Raw genomic sequence first — 24,143 nt, forward strand, 5'->3', positions numbered from 1 at the left:
GTGTGATGTTAAATGAAAAATTCACAAAGATGCTTAGAGGTATATTATTATTGAGTGGGCGTATCATCCCTCTATAAACTGCGTAAACTCAAATAGAAGGAGTATAATTTGGTAAAAGTATCCATTGGAAATAATAAAATATCATTAGAACTAAAGGAATATCACAATTTCAACTGGCTAAGTAAAGTAGAAGTATTTACTCTTTTCAATCAGCAAGATTCAGGAAATATCAGTTTTGGGATAATAGAAAATGGTGAAAGATATTTCATTAAGTATGCTGGTGCAAGAAATTTGGAATATACCGGAGATTTACAAGAAGCGATTCAACGTTTAAAAGATGCAGAAAAAGTTTATCAACAGATTAATCATCCATTATTAATTCATTTTTTAGGAGAGTTTCAAACAGAACAAGGTTACGGTTTAAAATTTAAATGGGTGGTTGGAGAATGTATGCATAATCATTGGGATTTTACGCCTTTTGAAAAGTATAATTCACCTGATTCTCCTTTTGTTAAATTGAGAAATTTACCCTTACAAAGACGCATTTCTATATTGACCCAAATATATGAATTTGCAGCTTTTGTATAAGCTAAGGGATACGTGATGGTTGATTTTTATGATGGTAGCATATTGTATGATTTCATAAATGGTGAATTATATATTTGTGATATAGATTTTTTCAGAAAAGCACCTATTGTCAATGATATTGGTGAGAAATTTTGGGGTTCGAGTCGTTATAAAGCACCTGAAGAGTATCAATTAAATGCTGAAATTACAAGTGCTACAAATGTATATACTTTAGCAGTATTGGCTTTTGCTTTTATTGGCGGAAGAAGTGATAAAAGCTTTGAAAAGTGGGAAGCATCAAAAAAGCTATATAATATATGTACAAAAGCATTGGAAAATAATCCTTCAGAGCGTTTTAAAACGATTAGTACATTTTATCATCAATGGAATAAATCAATTTATTCATAAAAGCAGTACTTATTCTAGATGCGGCTCTAGAAATACAACAAATGAAATAGAGGTGATTCTACATTTGTAGAGTCACCTCTACCATATTAGGAATTTTGTCAGTTCTGATGGCTGTATTTATATTTGGTTTTATGTATGTTGACAAAGACTTTACATTACTAAATGTAGTTAATACCGTTGGAGCCTTTCTATTTGGTGTATTACTTTTAGTGACTACTCTCCCAAGTCTAAAATACATACTACTAAAGGAATATGATGTTGTCAGCGGGGACTGCACCATAATCGACCTTTGAAATGCTTGATACAGGCGATATGTTTACTTTTAACTATATTCCTGCACTTGATGCTTATGGAGAGTCTATCCCTTACTATTGTGAGGTGACAGTTACAAAAGACCATGAGTTTGAAATTGATTATAAAATTTATGATGTCAATTCGCGAGAGCTAATATTAACAAGTGAATAGCCTTTATTTACAGTTGATAATATATACCGTTGGCTACCTTTTAAGCTAATATCTGAATTAGAAACAGTGCTGAAGTTTCTTAGATCACTAACGGGTGCTTTAGTAGAACAAGAGGCTGCCTTTAAGGGTAGCTTTTTCTTATTGAAGTAACGAAGCAGGTTAGTTCAATAATGAATGGATAATATAGGTTATAAAAATACTAATTGAGGGTGGGTTACTTAATGAAGCTTCCTAATGGAGTAACTGGTTTTTATAGTGCAAAACATAATAAACCACCAACAATTGATGAAAAACAATTTAAACAGATATGTTTTAGTCTCATTAGCAGTAATGGTGGAGAAGTGTTGGATTTTAAAGAACCACAGGTAGCCACTAATTTTTTTGATGTTGAAGCTAAAGTTTTTAATAAACATTTGCATATATTGCTTAATGTACATTATCCTTTTATGGCTTTTGCTTTTGATGTGGAATATGGAAAGATTACTTTTATTGATGAACCTGAGTTATTTAAACAGTTTAGCCCTTTTTATAATGTCCTTAATACTATTGAACTGAATGCCCCTGTACTACTAAGGTTAGGTTCTAAAAAGAGTATTGTACAAAATGACAATGAATTAAATAGTGATGAATTGGAACAAATAGCTTATTGGAAGCCTGAAAGAATTGGAGAGATAATCTTTAATTATTGGGATTAGAACTACATAAATCGAAATTATCTTATTCAACTAACGGGTGCTTTAGTTAAACAAGACCATCATTAGATGGTCTATTTTTACATCCAAAATACCATGATTGATTTCGGCGATCAATGTGAAATGTTACACTTAAACTAACGCAGCAGGTTAGTTGAATAAGGAATTTTCATAAAAGTGAATTTTTTTATGGAAAGTAACCTAGTATCACGATGTATGTAGTGTTACAATAATAATAAATATTTTATTTGGTGAGGTGAGTTTGTGGATAAGGAGATTATGAAAGGAAGTATTGATATTTTACTTCTTTCAATTATTAGTAGTAGAGATATGTATGGATATGAAATGGTCAAAACATTAAAGCAAAATAGTGGTGAGCTTTACAATATGGGCGAGGGAACCTTATATCCTGCTTTGAAAAGGCTAGAAAATAAAGAGTGGCTTCAGTCTTATTGGGATTATCCTGAATCAGGAGCAAGAAGAAAATACTATAGAATTACTGATGCTGGAAAAAAGGAGTTAGAGAGAAAATTACAAGAATGGCAGAAGGTAAGTAATTTAATTAAAACTTGTTCGGAGGGAATGGCATGGATAAAATCATTGAAACCTATATCAAACAAATTGTAGAAGAACTAGACTGTGAAGAAAAAGAAAAAAGTGAAATAGCAGAAGAAATGAAAAGTCATTTAATTTTACTGAAGGGTGAGTATATTTTGGAAGGCTTTTCAGACGAAGATGCTACAAAAAAAGCAATACAAATTTTTGGTAGCAATAAAACTATAAAAGAAGGATTTCAACATTCCCTTTTTCCATATTACAAAATTTTCAAGAAAGTAAATTGGTTTTTATTTGGATTGTATTCTATATTCTTACTTACTAATTTGCTATTCATAAGGATTTTATGGAGAATAATTAATTATAACTCATCATTTAATAGGTACTTTTACTACCCAGAAGGCTCTACATTTTTTGATATAGATACTTGGATACGTAATTCCAATGTAATACCATTTAAAAGTACTTATGGTTATATAATGGGTAGTGACAGATACAACTTCGATATTATTATGAATAATACAATAGGGAATATTTTACTTTTCGTTCCGCTTGGTATTTTTCTGCCTATTTTATTTAAGAAATATAAAACATTTTCACAAGTTTTTGTATTTGCCATGCTATTTAGTATTTCTATTGAGTTATTACAATTTTTCCTTCAAATTGGTCAGTTCGATATAGACGATATAATTTTAAATACAATGGGTAGTACAATAGGTTATTTCATTATAAAAATAATAGTGAAAATCCCTATGTTTTCTAGATGGAATGTATTTCGGAAAACAACAAGTTAAAAGTTATATAGTGTTAATTCTTATTAAGATAAAATTATGGTAGTTGAATGGAATAAATAACAGACTCCATCCAAGTTACTCTTCAGATTAAAAAATAATTTAAGGCCCATAATTCATATGGACTACCGGGGGCGATTGTTCAATAAAGCAATCGCTATTTCACTACCATGGAAGAACCTAATTTTCTTTCATATTCTGTGGTGAAGCAGGGCTTCATGGATGGCTAACGGGTGCTTTAGTTAAAATTCATGGGGTTGCTTATGCAACTCTTTTTTCTTATTTAACTAAAGCAGTAGTTTAGTTGAACAAGCATTAGATTACATTGCATAAAAATGTTAATATTGGAAATGTATAGTATTTAGGGGGCGTAACTGTGAGGTTAAATAAGATTTTAGGTATTATGTTTATTTTTTTGTCTCTGATCTTAAGTGCTTGTTCACAAGAAGGGAAAGAATATAAATTTCATGGAAAAAGTAACAACTGGATTGTTAAGTACGAAACTGAAATAAGTAATGAAAGAGAATGGGCAGATGTATCATTTGAATATATCGGTAAAGAACCAGTACCAGCGGTATTTGGGTATAACTTAAAGAGTTCATGGTTTGAAATTACAAGTAAAGAAGAAAGATTCAACCAACACGGTAAAAATATTAATTCTGGTAATAGTGAGTGTACAGGACCCCCATTAAACAATGAAAGTTGTGCAGTAATTATTGAAGAAGATGAACAGATGGAAGCAAATATAGAGTGGGACGGCAATTCTGAAGTTATTATATTGAACAGAAAATAAAACTAAAGTTTGTGAAGTATGCTACTTAAACTAACGGGTGCTTTAGTTAAAGAACATTGAGCTGCTAAGACGGCTCTTTTTCTTGTTGAACTAACGGGGCAGGTAGTTTAAGAAGGAAATAATGAATGAAATGAAGAATGGTACAAGACAAGAGGTGTTTTTATGTTAAAAAAAACGGTGAGATTTTGAGTAAGAAAGTAACTAGAATTTTAATCATATTTATTGTGCTTATTTGTGTGGTTTTCTTTGGAGCGTTTCTAAAAATAGAAAACACTAAAACTGAATATGAAAAGAGAGTGACTAGTTATCTAGTGGATGAAAAGGGATATGATAAGAAAGATATAAAATCTGTTGATGGAATATATGGAGTAAAGTTGCCTCCATATTATGTAGTTGTAATTTTTGAAGATGAACCCTATGTAAGATATATCTATTTTGCTCATGCTGAGGTGATACAATTTGATTATATTCTCACAAATAAAGCAATAGAGATGAACATTAATAAATCTAAATTAAAAAATTATGATCCTTTAAGTGAAATTGATAAATATATAATAGAATAATTCCAATTCCATATACCATAATTAAACTAACAGGCACCTTAGCAGAACCTTGTCAATAAACAGCCTATATTGTTATTAAATTATAGCAGCAGGTAAGTTTTTAAACCTTAACATGACTACTTGATGAAATAACTAGTTTAAACAGTAAAGGAGTGAAAATATTGAAAAAAAAGATTTATTCCTTCCTATCTGCATTATTCCTAATATTAATGGTTTCCCCTTTAATAGCAATATCTTTTTTAGGACAAAGGAGTGATGCATATCTTGAATTTATTTGGAATATAAGTTTTTACTTACCTATTATTTGGGGCTTCCTTGGACTGTTATTTGGTGTAATAGGAGTTAAAGGTAATGTAAGAATTTCACTAGTCTTCGCGAATATAATTATTCTGTGCTTTTGGACCTTTATAACTTTTGCGGGTTTATATGGTTTTAAACAACCATAAGGGGTTCTTTGGTTAAATAATGCTGTCAGAAGAAAAGCATTATAGTTCTTCAAGTAAGGGGCAGTTTAGTTAACAAGTATCCAAGTTTTAGTTTTACTCCATATATAAATTGAATCTAACGGGTGCTTTAGTAAAGATTATAGGGTTGCTTAGGCAACTCTTTTACTTGTTGAACTAACGCAGCGGGTTAGTTCAATAAGGAAAAAATTACATATATAAATCATGGGAATATATTGTTAAGATTTGAAAAGTCAAGTATTCTATGGGAAAAATTAGTAAGAAGTGGTGAAAATGAAGAAACGTGAGGTACAAAGATGCTTTGGAAAATTTATTTTTGGATAATGTTAGTTTTGTTGATAGTGTCAATGTTTTTAGAAAATGAATATGGTTGGGGAGAAACTGTATTAAGAATTGTGAGTACGATTATTGCCATTATTAACACAGTGGGATTTTATGGTTATGTATACAAGAAACAATTCTATTCGCAATCTTTTTGGAAAATCATATTCATAGTTACTGTAATAGATGCAATTGTATCTTCACTTTATTATGGGTTTCAAGATGCTGAACTAGGAATAGAAGGAATTATTTTTGTTACGGTTTTCACGTTTATTATTATGTATCCTCTATTGCTAGGTTTATATAGATATGGATTCCAAAAGCAAAATTTAGCATAGTGATTTCTCGTTAAGTTTTAATGGTCAAAGCAATTATGTTAGTTAAAGTTGGAAATTCTTCTTCAACTAACGGGTGCTTTACTTCAAGAAGGAGTAAAGCTTTTTTCTTATTGAACTAAAGAGGCAGTGAAGAATATGAATTTTGCATAACTAGAATGAAATACAACGGAGAGGTGATAATGTGAAAGATAATATAAAATGTGTAGGGTGTAGTTTATCTAATAAAATTGCACCTGTGAATGTAGTCTACGAGAATGATTTTATTTGTTGCATTTTAGACCACGACCCATTTAATGAAGGACACGTTATGATAATCCCAATAGAGCATTTTGAAGATGTTGATGAACTGGATATAGAAACTGCAAATGCAGTTATGCAGGCAGCAAGATTACTTTCAAAGGTTATAAGGGCACTATATAAACCTGATGGGGTAACAATATGTCAAAATGGTGGAATATTTAGCGAACTAACTCATTTTCATATGCACGTAGTACCTAGGTAAAACATCAGTCATTTGCTGACTTCTACTTAAAAGTACCTTTAAACAATGAAAATGTAAAAAATAAATTGTTAATTACAAGGAATGAATTTGTAGAGGCTATAAAAAGATTAATATAAGTCTTGTTCAACTAACGGGTGCTTTACTTCAAGAAGGATTAAAGCATTTTTTCTTATTGAATTAACGCGGCAAATAATTGAATAAAGAAGATTGAAAGGAAAGTAATTCACAAAAAAAGGGAGGTATAAAAGGTGGACTTATTACTCTGGATAACTATTGCTTTCATAATAACCGGATTTGTTGTTCTCATTTCTATGAAAAAAGGTATGGAAAGTAAGCTTGCTTTTATAACAGCAAATATGGAAGGCGAGGAAAGTTCAACAAAAGCTAAATCCATAATTTGGTGGATAGTGAGTACCACAGCTTGGGGAATAGTGAGTATGATTCTTATTGTTTGGTGTTTTCATAATTACTTTGGATAACTGTTGTTTCAAATGTACTTAAACAAACGTCGTGCGTTAGTCAAATAGAGCAACGTTTTTAAGACGTTGCTCTATTTACATTTAAAAGTACTTCTGATAATACTCTTTCCTTCGCCTCCTGCTTAATAAAGCATAGATCCTTGTGGTTTCACTTTTCTCATGCCCCATTAGACTTTGTATGACTTCAATAGGAGCTCCATTATTCAACAAATATTAAAGGGATTATTGCCGACTTAATAGAATTATAGACATAATGAGTGATTTTACTAACGCAGCAGGTTAGTTTAAGAAGAGAATAGGAGTTTTTATGTCGCATTTGACACAAAAAGAGTAATAAAAAACCCTACATCAAATGTAAGGCCAGGAACTATTTCTTTTCAAGTTCTTCTATTCTTTTTTGTAATTTTTTCAGTCTATATTCATTGCCGACAGAAGAACCAAGTCCAGCTACAGCAAAGCCAAAAGCAATATAAACAAGATAATTTTCCATTAAGACACCACCTAATATTTGTTAATTTAACTGTATAGTAAATATCTTGACTATACAAGATGCTTATTCAACTAACTGGTGCTTTATTTCAAGAAGGAGAAAAGCCTTTTTCTTGTTGAACTAAAGGAGCAGGTTAGTGAAAGAAGAAATATAAATCTATAATAAATCAATGATTTGTTCTCAAAATTTAATGAACAGAGGCGAGAAAATGATTGAAACACTATTAAAGCAGATTCCTGTAATAAGCAATTGTAAGGACGTTATTCAAATTAAAAAAGGGTTTTCCCCAGATGAAAAATATCTAATACATATGAATGATGGAAACCAAAAGTTACTTCTTAGAACTTTTAAGTTAGAAGAGATTGAATCGAAAAAGAAAGAATATTCTATTCTAGAAAAGATGCAGGAATATAACGTTACTTGTTCACAGCCGATTTCTATGGGACAGGTAGGGAGTCGGGGGTACATAATCACATCATACATCGAGGGTAAAGATGCCGAGGAAGAAATCCAAAAATACTCAGAACAAGAGCAATTTAATATTGGCTTTGAAGCTGGGAAAGAATTGAGGAAAATCCATCAGTTTGCGGCTCCAAGTCATGTCACTTCGTGGCATTCAAGGAAAGAGGAAAAACATAAGAATTATATTGATGCTTATTTAGCGTGTGGAATTAGAGTTGAAAATGACCATAAAATAATGAATTTTATTGAAGAAAATATACACCTCATGAAAGAACGTCCGAACGTGTTTCAACATGATGATTTTCATGTTGGAAATATCATTGTAAATAATAAAAAATTCGCGGGAGTTATAGATTTTAACCGGTATGATTGGGGCGATCCTATTCATGAATTTCTTAAAATTGGTATCTTCAGTCGGGAAGTAAGCATTCCTTTTTCAATTGGACAAATAAGGGGTTATTTTAATAATACTGAACCCGATGAATATTTTTGGAGGCTATATTCACTTTATCTAGCAATGTGTGTCTTCTCTACTGTAATATGGACCTTAAAAACTGTTCCAGACAACATAAATGATATGTTAGGTAAAGTTTACACTTTTTTAGAAGATCATGATTACTTTAGTAAATTAAAACCTAAATGGTATACAGAAGAGATATAAGCTTGAAATTCTTTTTTTATTGTGAAGGATTATAATTAAAGTAAATGGTGCAAGTTGAAGTTCAGTAAATATGATAGGGTTTGTGAAAGGTTTCACTTAAACTAACGGGTGCTTTATTTCAAGAAGGAGTAAAACCTTTTTCTTGTTGAACTAAAGGTGCAGTTTAGTTCAAAATCAATTAGGGATATGTGGTAACAAATATGCAAAGGGGTGCACAAAAATGAAGGATATTTTTAATCAATCGCACGCAGAGGAAATTTTAAACCGAATTGACAATTTAAGCCGAAATTCAAAACCGCAATGGGGTAAAATGGATGTTGCCAAAATGCTGGCACATTGTTCATCCTTTCAAGACATTGCAATGGGAAATGCTTATCCTCCGAGAGGTTGGTTAGGGATATTAATTGGGAAGTTTGTGAAACCAATTTTTTATAATGACAAGCCCTTAGCAAAAAACATGTCAACAATCCCTACTATTTTGATTGTAGATGAAAAAGAATTTGAAACAGAAAAGAAAAAATTAAAACAAAAAATTATAACATTTCAAAGTAATGGTCCTCAGAAGTGTACAAATCATCCACATCCTTTTTTCGGTAAACTTACTTCCGAGGAATGGGGAAAAGGAATTTATAAGCACCTTGATCATCATTTAAAACAGTTTGGTGTTTAGTAAACCAAAGTGGAGATTTTTTACTAACGGGTGCTTTAGTTGAAGAACACGAACTGCTTTAGCGGTTTTTTTCTTATTGAACTGTCGGAGTAGGTACTGTCGAATAATGGGAGGCTGTTGGATTTGAAATATAAAACAGTTCTATTCTGTTTATTAGTATTTGTTCTTTTATTTATATTAGCTATGTTACTACCTTTTTTACAAGAGCCTGATGTTTATCAAAATTATGAAAAAGGCGTTACAATAGAGATAAATAATTTAAGTGGAAGTGACCTAGCCAATCTTAATTTTTCATACGGTTATGTAGAGGATACAGACACATTCTATAAAGAAATAGGCAATATAGAACGATTAAAACCTGGGAATACCTCAATAATAAAAACAAAAAAAAATAAAAATTTAAATAATAGAGGAAGGGATACAAGCATTTACATGAACTATAAGCTTTTAAATGGTTTTGAAATAAATGAAAATTTGGTATACTTTAATCCTCCTCAACCAGATAAAATCGTTCTTATAATTAATATTAATCAAATAGATAGCTATGGAAATATAGATTATGATATAAGAGGCTTTGATGGAGTACGATCATTTCCATCTTACTAAGAATAGCTGTCGAGTAACCCCTTTTTCTTTTTTGAAATGCTATTCTTGGCAGGAGATAAATTAAACCCTTAACTTCATCCCATCAGCTTTGTAAATTGCTACTTTTCTAAGCATAGTGAAATCGCTAAAGTTAATGCTGTATAACTCTCAAAAATAATTGCGCACGTTATTTATAATATTTTTATTGAACTAAACACAACAACTATATCTATGAGTATCTTAGGTGAGCCAATTGGAGCAACCATTTTAGCAGTACTTCTTTTAGGTGAACCTATTATAACCTTACAAATTGTTGGTGGTTTCTTTGTCCTGATAGGTGTTTTTTTGTTTTTAATTCAGCAAAATAAAATTAATTCCAAAAAATCATGAGAGTTTGTGAAAGGATGTACTTAAACTAACGGGTGCTTTACTTCAAGATAAAGTTGTTCCAAAGTTGAAACCTTTTCCAATTCAAATCGTACATATAGTTAAATTAAACACATTCTTATTCTGTTTACGACACACAATCAAAAGGAGGAAAAATAAATGCATGAATACAAGTTTGTAAAAATTGAGTTTAAAAAATTATCTAGTAAACCTAATGAAGACTATCGAGAAGTAATTAAAAATCACGCAAATCAAGGCTGGCGTTTTGTTCAAATTTTCTCCCCTGACTTTGCAACTTCAGGAGTTGCAGTAGGGTCATACTATGAATTGATTTTTGAAAGACCTATAAAACAGTAAACAGAAACAATTCGTTATAAAAGTTTGTGAAACATTACACTTAAACTAACGGGTGCTTTACTTCAAGAAGGAGTAAAGCCTTTTTTATTATAGAACTAACGCAAGAACTAACGCAGCAGTTTAGTTCAATAAAAATAAAAGTAAATATGTATTTAGAATAATATGCTAAATATAGATTTTTTGGTATTATTAATATAAAATCTTGAAATGAGGTTTAGATTTGAAATATATATATCCTTTAATTTTATTAGGAATCTTTACTCTAACCGGATGTGTAAATCAAGAAGTAAAAGATGATGGAAAAGTTGACAAGATCGTACAAGCTGAAAAACAAACTGTACCTTTAGTTTTATCTGAACATGAGAAAGAAATTTATTATGAAGAATATCTTGAAATTATAGAAGAAGTAAATAACAGGTATGACGATGCTGATTTAACACTGGTACCTATTGAGGATTTTAACGATGAATATTGGGTAAAACCAGAAGAATTACGGAAAATAGCAGAGGATATGGTAACTGCAGTGTTTTTACCTACTTCATGAGTTAACTTTTATTGGCACAATCAGATATTTAAAATCAGATTGTGTTTTTATATTAAAAAATGGAGCAAGAAGGCGACACCAATGGCTTATTTGAAGTAGAGTTTACCAGTGATTTATCATCTGAAAATCATTATATAATTGTTGTTAGAGCCATTAAGAGAACTCCTATACGAGAAAACTTGTTCTTAGATGAGCTAATTCTAATGATTATTGAATCGAATCAAAAGTTTTTTTTATTCAGACTAACGGGTGCTTTACTTCAAGAAGGAGTAAAGCCTTTATTCTCGTTGAACTAAAGGTGCAGTTTAGTTTAAGAAGAAATATTGTTAGACTAGAAAGATTTCACAAAATTTAGTTTTTTGTTAAACTAATAGTGAAGGTTAGTTTAACAAAAATGTTGAAAGATATAAAAAGGGAGGTTTATTAAATGGCTTATGTTTATCAACTACCACATTATATAAGTATTGATTCTTTTTGGATGATTCTTGAACTTTTGTTAGTCACTTCTTGTCTTTCTACGATAATATTTCTTTTAACTAAAAGTGATTATGTTTCCGCATTGTCTGCAATCCCAATTTTCTTTGTCTTGTCATTATTAACAAACTATCAGACTACTCATTTGTTTTTTCTCATAGTTGCACTATTAGTCCAAGTGGCAATAATAAGTACAATACAACACGAAACTAAAAAGAAAGTAGCAAACAAGATAGAAAAAACAAATAAATTCAGTAGAGAGACCGTCTAACATTTGCTTCTTAAATTAACGGGTGCTTTAGTTAAACTTGACCATCAATTCGATGGTCTATTTTTTTATCCGAAACACCAAGTAGTTCTCAGAAAAAACATTGTGAAATGGTACACTTAAACTAACGCGGCAGTTTAGTTGAATAAGAAAATGGAAATAAGGAGGACGATTGTGGTACTTCAATTTAACCATATAAAGAGAAAATCTAATGAAATAATTAAAAAATATGGAGCAAATATTAACCCACAATTACCTATACTTGATTATCAAGGTGTGCGAAATAACGATGAAATTATTAAAAGAGTAACCATTATGGCTGGTATGGTTTATATTGCACATCAAGCCCCGCCATTAGTAATTAGGAAATGGATTGAAGGACAGGGTTTATATCAATATATCACAGAGTTCGAAAAAGTTATTTTAGAAAAAAATGAAGGAGAATTAACATCAGTAGAAATTTTGAAGTTGAAATGGTACGTTGAAAGCCTTTGGGCTTTAGCTTGGGTGTTAGGTATTAACAGGAACTTTAAAATTGATGAATCAGTAGGCAATGATTTAATACAAATGGTTCCTGATGTAAGAAAAAAACAGAATTATTCTACATTAAAAGCCAATACCTTAATGCTAAGCGAGAAGGAAATTTATGAACAAGCTGATTTATATTATAGAGTTCATTGGTATTGTATAGATACAAGGCTAAAGGGGGTAAACTCCAGTAAGTTTGATGAAGGAACAATTATGGAAAGGAGAAGAGCACTTGACTGGGTTATTACCCCTGAAAAAGAATGGGATGAAATAGATTTAAATACATAACATTGTTGTTGTACTTACGAGGGCGTTAATCCATAAAAGGATTAAGGCCCTTATTTGTTGAATACTTTAACTAAAGCAGCAGGTTAGTTGAAGAAGCAATTTTTCCTATATGGTAGAATACTTCAAAGGATAGTAGGAATGAAAGGAATGATAGTATATGTCTTCTCTCATTGCATTCTTTACAATATCTATAATAATTGTTTTTTTTGCTATGGCAAAAACAGTAAAGGATAGTCAGCGAAAAGATAAAGATATGTATAATGATAATAAAGTTATTGAATTTTGATTAATAAAAGCTAAGAGCCTTACTACATTCTACGTAGCAAGGCTCTTTAAAGTAGTTTCAAATTACTTCCATCTGTTTATATATTACTTAAAAAATGAATAATAAAGTTATTTACTTCTTATTGAACTAACGCATCTTTTCGTTTAAGAGTAACTCTTCACAATTACTTGATATTATATAGGTGAATTGAAAGATAAATTAATATTTAGTTTAGTAGTTGTAAAAGTAGATTATTTATATGATTCTCTTATAATTTTTCAAAAAGGAGAGTTTATGAAAAAGATTATTGTTTTTATATTAATGATATTTATATTATTCTCAGGATTCGCAACACAAAGTTATGCGCTATCAGATTCGAAATCTGCGGCAATACAAGCGTTGCTAGATGATGCCCGTCGTATATCAGGTGTGCCGGGAATGTCAATATCAATACTTGCTGATGATGAAGTGTTCTACTTTTCTTCAGGGTATGCAGACCGTGAAAAGGGGTTGTCTGCAAGTGAAAATACACTCTATGAGTTAGCCTCGGTCAGTAAAGCTTTTACCGGTATGGGTATTATGCTGTTGGAAGAGCAAGGGCTGCTCTCAATGACTGACCCTGTCCAAAAATATTTACCTTGGTTTACTTTAAAGTATCAAGGGAAACCTGTTGATATGCAAAGTCTTACACTAAATAACTTTCTTCACCATACCAGTGGTCTAACAAATATTAGGCATATTCAAAATATTCCACAAGGCAATACACCGGATATGTTGGAAAAGACTGTGGAAATGCTCGTAGATGCTGAATTGGCGTTCCCTCCCGGTGAACAGTATAACTATGGAACCGTTAATTATGACGTATTGGGTTTGGTTATTGAGATTGTCTCGCTACAAAGCTATGAAGATTTTATGAGGGAACAGGTATTTCAGCCGTTAGGTCTTCACCAGACGTATGTTTATAAAGAAGATGCTCAAGCCACTGGACAGTTGGCACAGGGCTACCGTTCTTCCTTTTTTATGACAACTCCATTTAAAGCTCCGGATTATGCTGGGAATAAACCAGCAGCCTACATCATTTCTAATACAAAAGATATGGCGCGTTGGATGGGCATACAGATGGGTATCGTGCAGGACATACCCGAAATATTTCACTCGGTTATCGAAAAATCACATAGGGGTGATATGTCTGTTTCGGCTGTCAACGATATGTATTATGCGGCAGGCTGGTCGGTAAACGCCGACCAAACGATTATAGAACACACTGGGGGCAATCCAAATTTCAGAACCCAAGTAGCCATACTGCTAAATGAAAGAACAGCCATCTGCTTGCTGAGCAACGGCGCAAATACCAATATAAACCTGGTACTAAAAGTTAAAGATATATTAGACGGCAATCTAACTCAGTCATATGAAATAAGCGGCACACAGCTTTTGGATATCATTTTGTCGTCTATCACAATTATTCTTTGCCTATTGGCCCTTTTGCTAATTCTCTTAGGATTACGCAGAAGGAAAACGAATGAGCGGCAGCCAATGACAAAAAAGAGAATAATCGTAACAGTTATTTTCCTGCTCGCTACGATTGCCCAGGGTATACTGTGCTGTGCTTTCGATTGGTCAACGATACTTATTTGGCGAACATATAGCGTTCTTACAGCTTTGATTTCGTCAGCATTATTAACAGCAAGCATTACATGGTTTGTATACACTCACCGATAGAATACCTCGCTCCCAAGATAAGCATAATGTTAAGTAATTAAATTTCAATTTATCGGTATGCTTAATTTGAAAAACATAAGACACTTCGGTGTCTTTTTTAATTTCATCGACAATTTTTTCAGTCAAACCTAATTACTATTGCTTCCACTAACCTGATCTGTTCGTGGAATAAGGATTTTTAAACAACTATATTATTTTTAAATGACTTTATTGTAAATTAAACATCTTTATTATTTCTGCACAAGATAAATAATTTCTTTATACTTTATTTAGAGGTTCTTATTGAACTACGGGTGCTTTAGTTGAACAAGTAGCTGCCTATAAGGGTATCTTTTTCTTATTGATGCTATTGTTGGTACCCCTTTTGTTCTTATAAGCATTTTCTTAAAACCTTATGTTTTCGGTCTCGCTTTAATAGTATTTATCTTTGTCTTTATTATTGGTGCATTTTTAATATTTTCAAGTGAAAGTAAATCCTAAATTAAAAGCTTGTTTCTTATTGAACTAACGGGTGCTTTAGCAGAACAAGACCATCATTTCGATGGTCTATTTTTATGTACACTGTGAAATGTTACACTTAATCTAACGCAGAAGGTTAATACAGCATAAGATAAAAACGACGCCTAGATTGATACGTTAAAATTATGGAGGAATGTTTATGTTATCTGATTTAGAATTGATGGAACATCATGTTATTTAAACACGATACTGAAAATCGAGTAACAGTCGTAAATGAACCACCGTATGATGATGCACCTAGAATTTTCGTTGGTGCCACCAACCTAGGAAGTGTTGTAAGGTATTCAAATACGCTGGATGAGAGTCTTATAGAGAAGTTAGAACAGGTTATAGGTACAGATCCTGGTGCTAATCTAGGAGAAGTAATCAATGTTTTAAGCATATACCGTCCATTAAGTAATTTATGGATTGGACTTGCGTATGTGTTTCCTAATGAAAGGGACACGGCTCATACACAAGGAATACAAGTATCTCATGAAAATAAAGAACTTTTAAAGTCTAATTTTCCATATACATTTGAGGATTTTGAGTATAAGCAACCTTGTTTTGTAATAGTTGAAGACAATATTCCTGTTTCGATTTGTTGTAGTGCAAGGAAGACTACAAAAGCAGACGAAGCAAGTGTTTTCACACATGAAGATTACCGTGGAAGAGGATACGGTATAGATGTTACAAATGCTTGGGCAGCAGCAGTACAAAAACAAGGACGAATTGCTCTATATAGTACTTCGTGGGATAATTACGCATCCCAATCTGTGGCAAAAAAACTAAAATTGCTTCAATTTGGAACAGACATTCACATGAGTTAAAGTAACTGTAAAACGTAAGAATCCTTATTCAGCTAACGGGTGCTTTAGTTGAACAAGTGGCTACCTGTATGGGTAGCTTTTTCTTATTGAACTAACGCAGCAGTTTAGCGGAAGTAGGGTTGTTTTATTTTTATGGAGAATATACTAAATAAAAATAAAAGAATGGTAAGGAAAAGAATATATGGTTATTAATTACTGTGGAGTGTAATATATTGAAAAGCAATGCTATAATTCAAATAAATATTTATTGATGATACAAAACTTGTGATAAATCTAAATCCCCCAGATTTGTCCGATAAATGATAGGAGTTGAATTTTAATGAATAGTCCAATCTAATATTCCCCTATTAAGCCAAAATTCATATGAAATATCGGGGGATATATAATGAAATTTAATAGAAATTTTTCTTTATTACTAATAGGTCAGTCACTCGCTAATATAGGCGATGTATTATATATAGTCAGTGTTATAAGTACAATTTTTGTATTAACAGGTTCTGCAATTGCAGCATCGTTTGTGCCATTTACGATCGCTTCTTCTATGTTTATATCCAGTCTGCTGACACCTCTTTTGGTTGAAAAATTAAATCTTAAATGGTTACTTGCTGGGTCACAAATTGCAAAAACGATTTTACTCTTTATTCTAGGGTTTATGTTAATTGGTTTAACAGCAGCTAATTATTATTTTATCTTTTTAATAATAGGATTGATTGCTTTTTTTGACGGATGTGCAAATCCAATAAGACAGACATTGACTCCATACTATGTTAAACCTGAACATCTTATTCAAGCTAATGGAATTTCGGAAACTATTACGCAGGTCATCCAAGCAGGTATGTGGTTCGTAGGAAGTTCATTGCTAATTATTATGAGTTCTCAACAACTTATTTGGTTAGTTGGATGTTTATTTGTAATTGCAAGCATATTACTTTGCCTTTTAGAAAGAGTAAACAACCTTGAAACAACCGAGCTAAAAGGGAAACTAGAAAAGATTAAAGAAGGTTGGAAAACTTTATCTAACACTCCGGTATTAAGAAGGATTGCTTGGATAGAATTTTTGGAAAAAATTGCAGGAACGGTTTGGATAGCTGCTATTTTATATGTGTTTGTAAACGATGCATTGAACGTTGATGAAAAATGGTGGGGATTTATCAATGGAGCTTTCTTTTTAGGTCTGATTTTAGGAAGTGTTTATTGTATTAAATTTTCTTCTTTTGTTGAAAAGAAATTAGGAACCTTTATTTTTGTCGGTTCATTCGCAAGTTTCTTATTCACATTATTATTTAGCCTAAACAGCATTCCAATCATTTCCTTACTTTTATCGCTCTGTGTAGGACTTTTTGGACAAATAAAATACATTCCTCAACAAACGGTAATACAAACTAGTGTTTCAAAAGAACAGTTGTCAACTGTTTATACCTCATTAGGTGCTATCGGAACTGGGATTTTTGGCGTTGGCTCTCTTGTTATGGGAGTATTAGCAGATTTGTTAGGAATTAGAATTGTATTCGTCATTTCGGGGCTATTACTTGCGATAGTAAGTACAATTGCTCATAAAAATAAGCACTTGTTTGTTAGAAATGTTATGGAACAATAAAATTAAAGATGAAGGATTTTATTAACTAAAATTTCCTTTGTTTTTAATGACTGTATGATAGTTTGTGAATTAGGACCATCATTTTTGATGGTCTTTTTTATTGAACTTATTGTACTAACGGGTGCTTTACTTTAAGAAGGAGTAAAGCCTTTTTTTCTTATTTAACTAACGCCATAGTTTAGTTGAATAAGGGAACAAACTGTTATCATTATATTAAGAATTAAAGAATGAAGGTGAACTGATGGAAAGTAAGGATTATATTACTTTTGGTGCCCAAATTGGAGACCCAAAAGCTGATAAAGCTGTTGGACCCCATCTTATTGAATTAAGAAAATTACTATATAAATTTTGCAATAAAATATACTGTAAAGAAATAGATGAAATTGCACCGATTCTCCGTGTAGATGGGGACTTGGCTTATTGGGAATTTGAGGGTTGTGAGAAATTACGACTTAGCAAAAAGTATCGATATATTACAATTGACGTTGGTATGCCACGTTCAAGGTGGGAAGGAATTAGTGCAAAAGATATTAGAAATTATCTTATTGATAACCTAAAAAAAGCGTTAGAGTTAATGGTTAAAAGATTAGAAAAAGAAAAATACAATGTAAAAGAAGATGAATTATGGAATGATTTTGCAAAAGTAGAAGGCGAATTCTTATTCAACTAACGGGTGCTTTAGTTAAACAAGACCATCTTTCCGATGGTCTATTTTTATGTCCAATACATCAAGAAGACTTCGGAGATCCATTGTGAAATGTTGCACTTAAACTAACGAAGCAGTTTAGCACAATAATGGGGTTTTATGGTAAGGTGGAGAAAAAGATTAAAGGGGTTTGGAACGTGGAAAAAACTTTAGTAAAAACGGCTATATATTCTTTTATTATTTCTTTTTCGGCATTGTTTGTATTGGTTGATAGAACGGGAACATCAGAGGATGTTAATGAAATGCAATCGGGTTGGGAAATTCCTTATCCAGATTTTCTCTTTAAGATTTTGGAATACTCTATAACAATTACATTCATTATGGTCATAATTGTATCATTGATTAAATGGTTCAAAAAAAATAAAGGATATTGAACTAACGGGTGCTTTAGTTAGACAAGACCATCAGTTCGATGGTCTGTTTTTTTCTTCAAAACATCAAGTAGATCTCAGGAATCCATTGTGAGATGGTACACTTAAACTAACGGTGCAGGTTAGTTGAATAAGAAAAAAGACAAAAAAGGGGGGGATGTTGAAATGAAGAAGATTTCTTGGATGAAAAGGTTTGTTATCACTCTTTTAATTACGTTATTTGCATTGAGCGGTTGTAACCCCTTTAATTCAAACGATATCGAAGGTAGTATTTATAAAATCGGGGAAAATAGCATAAAAATTGAAGTATTCGGAGATGACCCAGAAGCTGAGTATCCTGCTTATGAAATTTTTATTAATGATGATACAGTGTTTGAAGGAACAAAAGATGGCTTCGGTGAATTAGAAGTGGGAGACAATGTGGAAGTATGGGTAGAAAATAAAGAAGCTGATGAAAAAATTGCTAAAAAAATCTCTGTTTTTGTAATAAATAGTTAAGAATAAAGACCAATATATGTCCAGAAGAAATAATACTGTATTCAACTAACGAGTGCTTTACTTCAAGATGGAGTAAAGCATTTTTTTCTTATTGAACTAAAGGGGCAGTTTAGTTTAATAAGAGGTATTTATATACAATTGTCGAAATAGTTATTACATAGGGGCAATTCAATCCACATTTGAGGGGGAGTTATGTTGAGAAAGATATCTATTTTACTATTTACAATTATTCTATTAATAGCTTGTTCCCATCAAGAAACTATTCGAGCTGATGGTGAAGGAGACTTTTGGGAAGCACATGTAATATACGAAGTGACCGATTCCGAACTCTATAATAGAGGTGGAATAAAATATACAGGAGATGAGGAACTTCTATATGTCGCTTATTCGTTAGTTACTGACGAAGGCGGACTTGATGGAGAAAGGGAACCTCAAGAAAATCAAACTGCTATATCCTTTGGTACGGGCGTAGGTAATAATCCTCCAACTATAGATAATGCAATTAAATCGTTAAATAATGCTTATATAGAAATTAAATGGCGGACTAATACAGGTGAATATGAGGAAAAAGTTAACTTGAGAGTTAATTAGTTTTTATAACATATATCATTTTACATTTCCTTCCTTATTCAACTAACGGGTGCTTTAGTGAAACAAGACCATCATTTCGATGGTCTATTTTTATGTACAATGTGAAATGTTACACTTAAACTAACGCAGCAGTTTAGTTGAATAAGAGGAATAAACGAAGGTTAGTGCAACCGTGCAGGGAGAAGCACTTTTTTGTAGAATTTATTAAATAACAAGCCAGTTTAGTCAAAAATTATGTTTGAAAGATTGAAAAGACACCATAAGGGGTTGTGTATGATAAGAAACATAAAAAATTGGAAAGACCCAATATTGTTATTGTCTTCGATTGGAATTTCAAATATCGGCGACTTCATTTACTTAGTTGCGATTAATATTATTGTATTTCAATTTACAGGTTCAGCAACGGCAGTCGCTGGTCTTTGGATCATCGGACCATTAACGAATATTGTAACTAAATTTTGGACTGGTAGTTTTATTGATTATCGGAGTAAGAGAAAAGTAATGGTAGTAACGTACTTAATAAGAGCCATCTTCATCTTCTTGATTCCATTTGCACCAAACATGGCAGTTATTTATGGAAGTTTGGTTGTCCTAAGTGTGGCAAAAGCATTTTTTAATCCATCTTCAATGACGTATGTTGCTATTCTTGTTCCAAAAGAAAAAAGAAAACGCTTTAACTCGATTCATTCATTTGCGAGTTCTGGAGCATTTATAGTCGGACCCGCAATTGGTGGATCACTTATATTATTAATATCTGTTGAAGCAACATTATGGCTTAATTCAATATTCTTTTTGATTTCAGCAGTTTTATTATTATTTCTTCCTGAAAAAGAAAACATTGATAAAGAAACGATTCCGACATTGACTATTGCACAAGTGATTCGAGACTTTTCGGTCGTACGGAAATTCATGCAAAAGAATAAATATGTATCTTTTGTGTATCTTGGTTTTATTATGATTATGATTTTTTCTTTTGCCATGGATGCACAGGAAATCGTCTTTACTCAACAAGTAGTAGGTCTTACCGAATTTGATTATAGCTTATTGATTAGTATAACTGGAATTGGTTCTGTTGTAGGAGCTTTTTTATTGTCGATATTTTCAAATAAGATTTCACTTAGATATATGATCACTATTGGTTTAATCATGATGACGTTTGGCTATGTCATCTATGCATTTTCATGGTCTTTTACATCGATTGTTGTTGGTTTTGTAATCTTAGGTTTCTTTAATGTGTTTTTAAATGCAGGAATCATGACCTTCTATCAAAACAACGTTCCTATTGATGTAATGGGAAGGGTTACTAGCATTTATCAGTTAATCCAAAGTGCTATTCAAGTAATATTTATTTTAGTTTTTGGCGTTGTGGCAGATCTTGTTTCCTTACGATTTACAATCGTCACTTTATCACTTGTCATGTTGCTTTCATCTTTTATTTTTTCTATTTCAGTATTAAAGCCAAATAAAAAGAGCTTTTATCGAGAAGAAGGTCTAAAAGAAGGGTAATGCTTCATCCTTCTTCAACTCCCATGAAAATTAAAAAATGCTCAAAATCTATAAAATTGCATAACAAAAGAGACTCAGAAATTACTTTTTTAAAAAAAGGCTGAGCCTTCAGAATGATTATATTAAGCTGAAAGTTAAATCAAAGCAACTCCATTCTTGTTAGAATAAAGGCAAGGCTGGTGCAATAACCAGAGTAGGATTAATCTCCCATGAGTGCTACTCGTATAGAGTGCGACAGTCTGTGATGCACCGTGGTCGTTGGAGTCAGACTAACGGATGGGCTCTATGGCACCATAGTTCATCGACCTTCTTCGCCAGCCGTATCAATCTATACCCGCTCTGAAACATTTTCATTCTCTGTGGTGCAGCTTTTTTTGGCTGCATGGATGGCTAACGGGTGCTTTAGTGAAACAAGACCATCATTTCGATGGTCTATTTTTATGTACAATGTGAAATGTTACACTTAAACTAACGCTGCAGGTTAATTGAAGAAGGAAAAAATGTTAGAGTATAGAATTCATCTATAGTAACATTCTTACATTTTTGAATTAGTAAAGGGGATGCACTTAATGACGGAGGGTTTTTTCAGAGTTCAAGATGTACTTGAAAATTACAAAACAGCAGTTTACGAAAAAGATGTTGAAAAATTCTTATCCATGTATGCTCCCGAAATGCATATTTATGATTGCTGGGGGGACTGGGAGAGCAAGGGAATTCCTTCATGGAAGAAAAGTATAGTAGAGTGGTTTAATGGATTGAGTGAGGATGGTGTTTTACTTAAAGTTGATTTTAATGACCTAGTAGTTGAAGAAAATTCATATCTCGCATTTGTACATTGTGCTGTAACATTTGCCGCTCACCAAGAAGAATCTGGTGAGAAACTTCGTCAAATGACAAATCGGTTCACATATGGTTTAAAAAAAGTGAATGAATCTTGGGTCATAGCTCATGAACATTCATCATTGCCTATAAATATGGAAACTGGTAAGGGAATTTTTAACTTGAAGTAAAAAATAAACTATTTTGATTGGAGATAAAGGGATTGCTGCTGCAATTCCTTTATTCTTATTATGCTAACGGGTGCTTTAGTTAAACATGACCATCATTTCGATGGTCTATTTTTATGTCCAAAACATCAAGTAAATTTTGGGGATCCATTGTGAAATGTTAGACTTAAACTAACGCAGCAGTTTAGTTGAATAAGAACCTAGAACAAAATTTTGAATGAAGGTGATAATTATGTTTCAATTTCTAAGTAAAGAACTAAATGACCTATACGGAGAGGATAAGAAAAAATTACGAACCAATACTATCCTTTATGGAAATTTAGGAGAAGGTAGATGGCATACCCAACTTCAACCACCATTATCTATTGAGTCTTCTTATCAGTATACAATGGTTGTTACTTATTTGATTTATTAAGAGTAGCAGGAAAAAAACCTGATACATTTAAAGGCTTGAGTATTGAAGAACAAGTAAACTCCCCTTTTCACTTGGAATATATGCAATACTCATACTTAAGAAAGCGTACACCGAAGACTCATTTTATCTTTGCTGATTCCATTGTAAAAAACACTTATTATGTTATTGATATGGATGAAAGAATATTAGAAGTGGATTTTAGAACAAAGAAAATTATACAAACTTATGAAGACCTTAAAACTTTCCTTTTTGAAATAATACTAGAAGGTAATAAGAATATGAAAAATGGAATATTTTTTGAATTTGAGTAGAAGTTTGTGGTTTTTCTTTATTCAACGACTTAAATAACTGTTTATCTAATAGGAGGTAAAAACTTGCTAGATAAATTCAAAAAGTTTTTTAAGAAAGAGAAGCAAGAAGAAATTGACGACAAGTATGTTTTTGTTCCAGAGAGTGAGATAAACGAAAAGTTAAAAAGAAACATAGTTGAACTAGAAAGATTAGGAGAAGAATGGAGTAAGGTTCTTCAAAGAAAATTTGGAAATACATTTGAAAGCCAAGGAAAACAAAACCTAAGAATTTGGGTGTGCAGGGACATTGATGGAGATGAAAAAGAAGACTTGACTTCGGAACGTTGTCTAGAAAAAGAGTATCGGTCTCAAATAGCAATAGATTACGACGGTCCAAAGTATGATGATGATTTTTATGCAGTTACAATTGAATTATGGTACTACTTTGGTGGTTACTCCGAAGGTTCAGGGACGCTATATGATTTATCAAAAAATGACCTAGAAAGAGATATTGTGGAAGCTTTAAAACACTGCTTAAATGACTGATTTAAAGTTTTTCTAATTCAACTAACGGGTGCGTTAGTTAAATATTCAATTCCCGAAATAATCAATAAAATTACTTCGGATTTTAAAGTTAAAACCATAACATTTGGTTACTAACTATAATGTAAAAACCTAAAAGTAAGTTCGGATGGGTTACAAACTATAATGTAAATTAAAATCTTTTAAGACATACGTATTTCGTTGCCGCTATTGAATTTTGGAGTTACCAACTATAATGTCACTGGACATTTTTTTCCAATGCTTGAGTTTGATAAAAATCACCTCTCTAGTTGTTTTTTATTAAAAGTCAAGGATTAATTAATTTTAATAGTAATATCAGTTTTTAAAGTAGAATGTTTAACATTCTATTTGATTTTTGGGACAGAATCACAACTTGATGTTGATTCTGTCTTTTTTATTTGCATCTCTAAACAGTAGTCGGAATGTTATATAATGGTGTTAAATGAGATAGGAAATATAAAAGTCGATTAAATCACTTCTCTAGTTATCTTAGAAGTGATTTTAATTGGATATTTATGTTAGAATTTCTATAAGATTGTGAAAAATTACACTTAAACTAACGCCGCAGGTTAGTTGAAGAGTCGCTGTTTGATATTTATTTATTAATTGGGCCAGATTGTTGAAGATCCCT

General features: G+C 31.9%; 30 protein-coding genes and 1 pseudogene. 29 read left to right on the forward strand and 2 right to left on the reverse strand.

Translation table 11 applies throughout. From position 1 onward, the window contains the following. Positions 1-108: 108 nt before the first annotated feature. The 11 genes from AM499_RS21965 (at position 109) to AM499_RS04450 (ending at position 6,938) form a co-directional block, all read left to right on the forward strand. The gene (locus AM499_RS21965; protein WP_231687527.1) at positions 109-588 is read left to right on the forward strand and encodes a hypothetical protein; all 480 of its coding nucleotides are present in this window, start codon (positions 109-111) and stop codon (positions 586-588) included. Between the two features lie 15 nt (positions 589-603). Further along, positions 604-975 (forward strand): hypothetical protein, encoded by a 372-nt coding sequence (locus AM499_RS21970; RefSeq protein ID WP_231687528.1) that lies wholly within the window; start codon positions 604-606, stop codon positions 973-975. Between the two features lie 686 nt (positions 976-1,661). Further along, on the forward strand, positions 1,662-2,135 hold the full coding sequence (locus AM499_RS04410) for a hypothetical protein (protein ID WP_053589062.1): 474 nt from the start codon (positions 1,662-1,664) through the stop codon (positions 2,133-2,135). 261 nt (positions 2,136-2,396) lie between these two features. Further along, positions 2,397-2,759: a PadR family transcriptional regulator gene (locus AM499_RS04415; RefSeq protein ID WP_053589063.1), complete on the forward strand. Its 363-nt coding sequence runs from the start codon at positions 2,397-2,399 to the stop codon at positions 2,757-2,759. Then, the gene (locus tag AM499_RS04420; protein WP_053589064.1) at positions 2,720-3,481 is read left to right on the forward strand and encodes a VanZ family protein; all 762 of its coding nucleotides are present in this window, start codon (positions 2,720-2,722) and stop codon (positions 3,479-3,481) included. Before AM499_RS04415 ends, AM499_RS04420 begins: the two co-directional genes overlap by 40 nt. A gap of 373 nt (positions 3,482-3,854) precedes the next feature. After that, positions 3,855-4,271, forward strand: a complete 417-nt coding sequence (locus tag AM499_RS04425) for a hypothetical protein (RefSeq protein WP_053589065.1) — start codon at positions 3,855-3,857, stop codon at positions 4,269-4,271. A gap of 137 nt (positions 4,272-4,408) precedes the next feature. Next, positions 4,409-4,834: a DUF3139 domain-containing protein gene (locus tag AM499_RS04430; protein WP_053589066.1), complete on the forward strand. Its 426-nt coding sequence runs from the start codon at positions 4,409-4,411 to the stop codon at positions 4,832-4,834. Positions 4,835-4,995: 161 nt separating this feature from the next. Continuing rightward, positions 4,996-5,280 carry a hypothetical protein gene (locus tag AM499_RS04435; protein WP_053589067.1) on the forward strand — a complete coding sequence of 95 codons (285 nt, stop codon included), beginning with the start codon at positions 4,996-4,998 and terminating at the stop codon, positions 5,278-5,280. A 314-nt stretch (positions 5,281-5,594) separates the two neighbouring features. Beyond that, complete coding sequence (locus AM499_RS04440; protein WP_053589068.1) at positions 5,595-5,957, forward strand: hypothetical protein; 363 nt, start codon at positions 5,595-5,597, stop codon at positions 5,955-5,957. Positions 5,958-6,138: 181 nt separating this feature from the next. Continuing rightward, positions 6,139-6,459 (forward strand): HIT family protein, encoded by a 321-nt coding sequence (locus AM499_RS04445; RefSeq protein ID WP_231687529.1) that lies wholly within the window; start codon positions 6,139-6,141, stop codon positions 6,457-6,459. A gap of 248 nt (positions 6,460-6,707) precedes the next feature. Further along, positions 6,708-6,938, forward strand: a complete 231-nt coding sequence (locus AM499_RS04450; RefSeq protein WP_053589069.1) for a hypothetical protein — start codon at positions 6,708-6,710, stop codon at positions 6,936-6,938. Positions 6,939-7,019: 81 nt separating this feature from the next. Here the strand turns inward: AM499_RS04450 and AM499_RS21175 are convergent. Next, positions 7,020-7,151: pseudogene (locus tag AM499_RS21175) on the reverse strand (tyrosine-type recombinase/integrase); the annotation flags it as partial. 154 nt (positions 7,152-7,305) lie between these two features. Beyond that, positions 7,306-7,428 carry a hypothetical protein gene (locus AM499_RS22200; RefSeq protein ID WP_269432378.1) on the reverse strand — a complete coding sequence of 41 codons (123 nt, stop codon included), beginning with the start codon at positions 7,426-7,428 and terminating at the stop codon, positions 7,306-7,308. A gap of 208 nt (positions 7,429-7,636) precedes the next feature. Between AM499_RS22200 and AM499_RS04455 the strand changes: the two genes are divergently transcribed. The 18 genes from AM499_RS04455 (at position 7,637) to AM499_RS04550 (ending at position 23,494) form a co-directional block, all read left to right on the forward strand. Then, positions 7,637-8,551, forward strand: coding sequence for an aminoglycoside phosphotransferase family protein (locus AM499_RS04455; protein ID WP_053589070.1), 915 nt, complete (start codon positions 7,637-7,639; stop codon positions 8,549-8,551). A gap of 220 nt (positions 8,552-8,771) precedes the next feature. Then, the gene (locus AM499_RS04460; protein WP_053589071.1) at positions 8,772-9,221 is read left to right on the forward strand and encodes a DUF1569 domain-containing protein; all 450 of its coding nucleotides are present in this window, start codon (positions 8,772-8,774) and stop codon (positions 9,219-9,221) included. A gap of 123 nt (positions 9,222-9,344) precedes the next feature. Continuing rightward, complete coding sequence (locus AM499_RS04465; protein ID WP_053589072.1) at positions 9,345-9,827, forward strand: hypothetical protein; 483 nt, start codon at positions 9,345-9,347, stop codon at positions 9,825-9,827. A gap of 525 nt (positions 9,828-10,352) precedes the next feature. Then, positions 10,353-10,550 carry a DUF4177 domain-containing protein gene (locus AM499_RS04470; protein WP_053589073.1) on the forward strand — a complete coding sequence of 66 codons (198 nt, stop codon included), beginning with the start codon at positions 10,353-10,355 and terminating at the stop codon, positions 10,548-10,550. Between the two features lie 220 nt (positions 10,551-10,770). Beyond that, complete coding sequence (locus tag AM499_RS04475; protein ID WP_053589074.1) at positions 10,771-11,094, forward strand: hypothetical protein; 324 nt, start codon at positions 10,771-10,773, stop codon at positions 11,092-11,094. 427 nt (positions 11,095-11,521) lie between these two features. Next, positions 11,522-11,839: a hypothetical protein gene (locus tag AM499_RS04485; protein ID WP_053589076.1), complete on the forward strand. Its 318-nt coding sequence runs from the start codon at positions 11,522-11,524 to the stop codon at positions 11,837-11,839. Between the two features lie 171 nt (positions 11,840-12,010). Beyond that, positions 12,011-12,652 (forward strand): DUF4272 domain-containing protein, encoded by a 642-nt coding sequence (locus tag AM499_RS04490; RefSeq protein ID WP_053589077.1) that lies wholly within the window; start codon positions 12,011-12,013, stop codon positions 12,650-12,652. Positions 12,653-13,211: 559 nt separating this feature from the next. Continuing rightward, the gene (locus tag AM499_RS04495) at positions 13,212-14,639 is read left to right on the forward strand and encodes a serine hydrolase domain-containing protein (RefSeq protein ID WP_053589078.1); all 1,428 of its coding nucleotides are present in this window, start codon (positions 13,212-13,214) and stop codon (positions 14,637-14,639) included. A gap of 689 nt (positions 14,640-15,328) precedes the next feature. After that, positions 15,329-15,967 (forward strand): GNAT family N-acetyltransferase, encoded by a 639-nt coding sequence (locus tag AM499_RS04500; RefSeq protein ID WP_231687530.1) that lies wholly within the window; start codon positions 15,329-15,331, stop codon positions 15,965-15,967. A 385-nt stretch (positions 15,968-16,352) separates the two neighbouring features. Beyond that, positions 16,353-17,564 (forward strand): MFS transporter, encoded by a 1,212-nt coding sequence (locus AM499_RS04505; RefSeq protein ID WP_053589079.1) that lies wholly within the window; start codon positions 16,353-16,355, stop codon positions 17,562-17,564. Positions 17,565-17,805: 241 nt separating this feature from the next. After that, a complete protein-coding gene (locus AM499_RS04510) occupies positions 17,806-18,234 on the forward strand; it encodes an Imm44 family immunity protein (RefSeq protein WP_053589080.1) in 429 nt (142 codons plus the stop codon). A gap of 173 nt (positions 18,235-18,407) precedes the next feature. Further along, the gene (locus AM499_RS04515) at positions 18,408-18,644 is read left to right on the forward strand and encodes a hypothetical protein (protein WP_053589081.1); all 237 of its coding nucleotides are present in this window, start codon (positions 18,408-18,410) and stop codon (positions 18,642-18,644) included. 123 nt (positions 18,645-18,767) lie between these two features. Further along, positions 18,768-19,139, forward strand: a complete 372-nt coding sequence (locus tag AM499_RS04520) for a hypothetical protein (RefSeq protein ID WP_156316746.1) — start codon at positions 18,768-18,770, stop codon at positions 19,137-19,139. A gap of 195 nt (positions 19,140-19,334) precedes the next feature. After that, the gene (locus AM499_RS04525; RefSeq protein ID WP_053589083.1) at positions 19,335-19,730 is read left to right on the forward strand and encodes a hypothetical protein; all 396 of its coding nucleotides are present in this window, start codon (positions 19,335-19,337) and stop codon (positions 19,728-19,730) included. Between the two features lie 273 nt (positions 19,731-20,003). Beyond that, on the forward strand, positions 20,004-21,236 hold the full coding sequence (locus AM499_RS04530; RefSeq protein WP_053589084.1) for an MFS transporter: 1,233 nt from the start codon (positions 20,004-20,006) through the stop codon (positions 21,234-21,236). A gap of 569 nt (positions 21,237-21,805) precedes the next feature. After that, on the forward strand, positions 21,806-22,246 hold the full coding sequence (locus tag AM499_RS04535) for a YybH family protein (RefSeq protein WP_053589085.1): 441 nt from the start codon (positions 21,806-21,808) through the stop codon (positions 22,244-22,246). Between the two features lie 229 nt (positions 22,247-22,475). Continuing rightward, the gene (locus AM499_RS04540; protein ID WP_053589086.1) at positions 22,476-22,658 is read left to right on the forward strand and encodes a hypothetical protein; all 183 of its coding nucleotides are present in this window, start codon (positions 22,476-22,478) and stop codon (positions 22,656-22,658) included. 374 nt (positions 22,659-23,032) lie between these two features. After that, the gene (locus tag AM499_RS04550) at positions 23,033-23,494 is read left to right on the forward strand and encodes a hypothetical protein (protein ID WP_053589088.1); all 462 of its coding nucleotides are present in this window, start codon (positions 23,033-23,035) and stop codon (positions 23,492-23,494) included. The last annotated feature ends 649 nt before the right edge of the window (positions 23,495-24,143 follow it).

The organism is Bacillus sp. FJAT-22090, from assembly GCF_001278755.1.
GTDB lineage: Bacteria > Bacillota > Bacilli > Bacillales_A > Planococcaceae > Psychrobacillus.

Coding starts and splice junctions, on each gene's coding strand:
- AM499_RS22200 (WP_269432378.1), bottom strand. CDS start 7,428: ATGGAAAATTATCTTGTTTATATTGCTTTTGGCTTTGCTGTAGCTGGA.
- AM499_RS04410 (WP_053589062.1), top strand. CDS start 1,662: ATGAAGCTTCCTAATGGAGTAACTGGTTTTTATAGTGCAAAACATAAT.
- AM499_RS04510 (WP_053589080.1), top strand. CDS start 17,806: ATGGAAAGTAAGGATTATATTACTTTTGGTGCCCAAATTGGAGACCCA.
- AM499_RS04470 (WP_053589073.1), top strand. CDS start 10,353: ATGCATGAATACAAGTTTGTAAAAATTGAGTTTAAAAAATTATCTAGT.
- AM499_RS21970 (WP_231687528.1), top strand. CDS start 604: ATGGTTGATTTTTATGATGGTAGCATATTGTATGATTTCATAAATGGT.
- AM499_RS04540 (WP_053589086.1), top strand. CDS start 22,476: ATGTTTCAATTTCTAAGTAAAGAACTAAATGACCTATACGGAGAGGAT.
- AM499_RS04420 (WP_053589064.1), top strand. CDS start 2,720: ATGGATAAAATCATTGAAACCTATATCAAACAAATTGTAGAAGAACTA.
- AM499_RS04430 (WP_053589066.1), top strand. CDS start 4,409: ATGGTACAAGACAAGAGGTGTTTTTATGTTAAAAAAAACGGTGAGATT.
- AM499_RS04440 (WP_053589068.1), top strand. CDS start 5,595: ATGCTTTGGAAAATTTATTTTTGGATAATGTTAGTTTTGTTGATAGTG.
- AM499_RS04535 (WP_053589085.1), top strand. CDS start 21,806: ATGACGGAGGGTTTTTTCAGAGTTCAAGATGTACTTGAAAATTACAAA.
- AM499_RS04455 (WP_053589070.1), top strand. CDS start 7,637: ATGATTGAAACACTATTAAAGCAGATTCCTGTAATAAGCAATTGTAAG.
- AM499_RS04495 (WP_053589078.1), top strand. CDS start 13,212: ATGAAAAAGATTATTGTTTTTATATTAATGATATTTATATTATTCTCA.
- AM499_RS04500 (WP_231687530.1), top strand. CDS start 15,329: ATGTTATTTAAACACGATACTGAAAATCGAGTAACAGTCGTAAATGAA.
- AM499_RS04530 (WP_053589084.1), top strand. CDS start 20,004: ATGATAAGAAACATAAAAAATTGGAAAGACCCAATATTGTTATTGTCT.
- AM499_RS04460 (WP_053589071.1), top strand. CDS start 8,772: ATGAAGGATATTTTTAATCAATCGCACGCAGAGGAAATTTTAAACCGA.
- AM499_RS04505 (WP_053589079.1), top strand. CDS start 16,353: ATGAAATTTAATAGAAATTTTTCTTTATTACTAATAGGTCAGTCACTC.
- AM499_RS04485 (WP_053589076.1), top strand. CDS start 11,522: ATGGCTTATGTTTATCAACTACCACATTATATAAGTATTGATTCTTTT.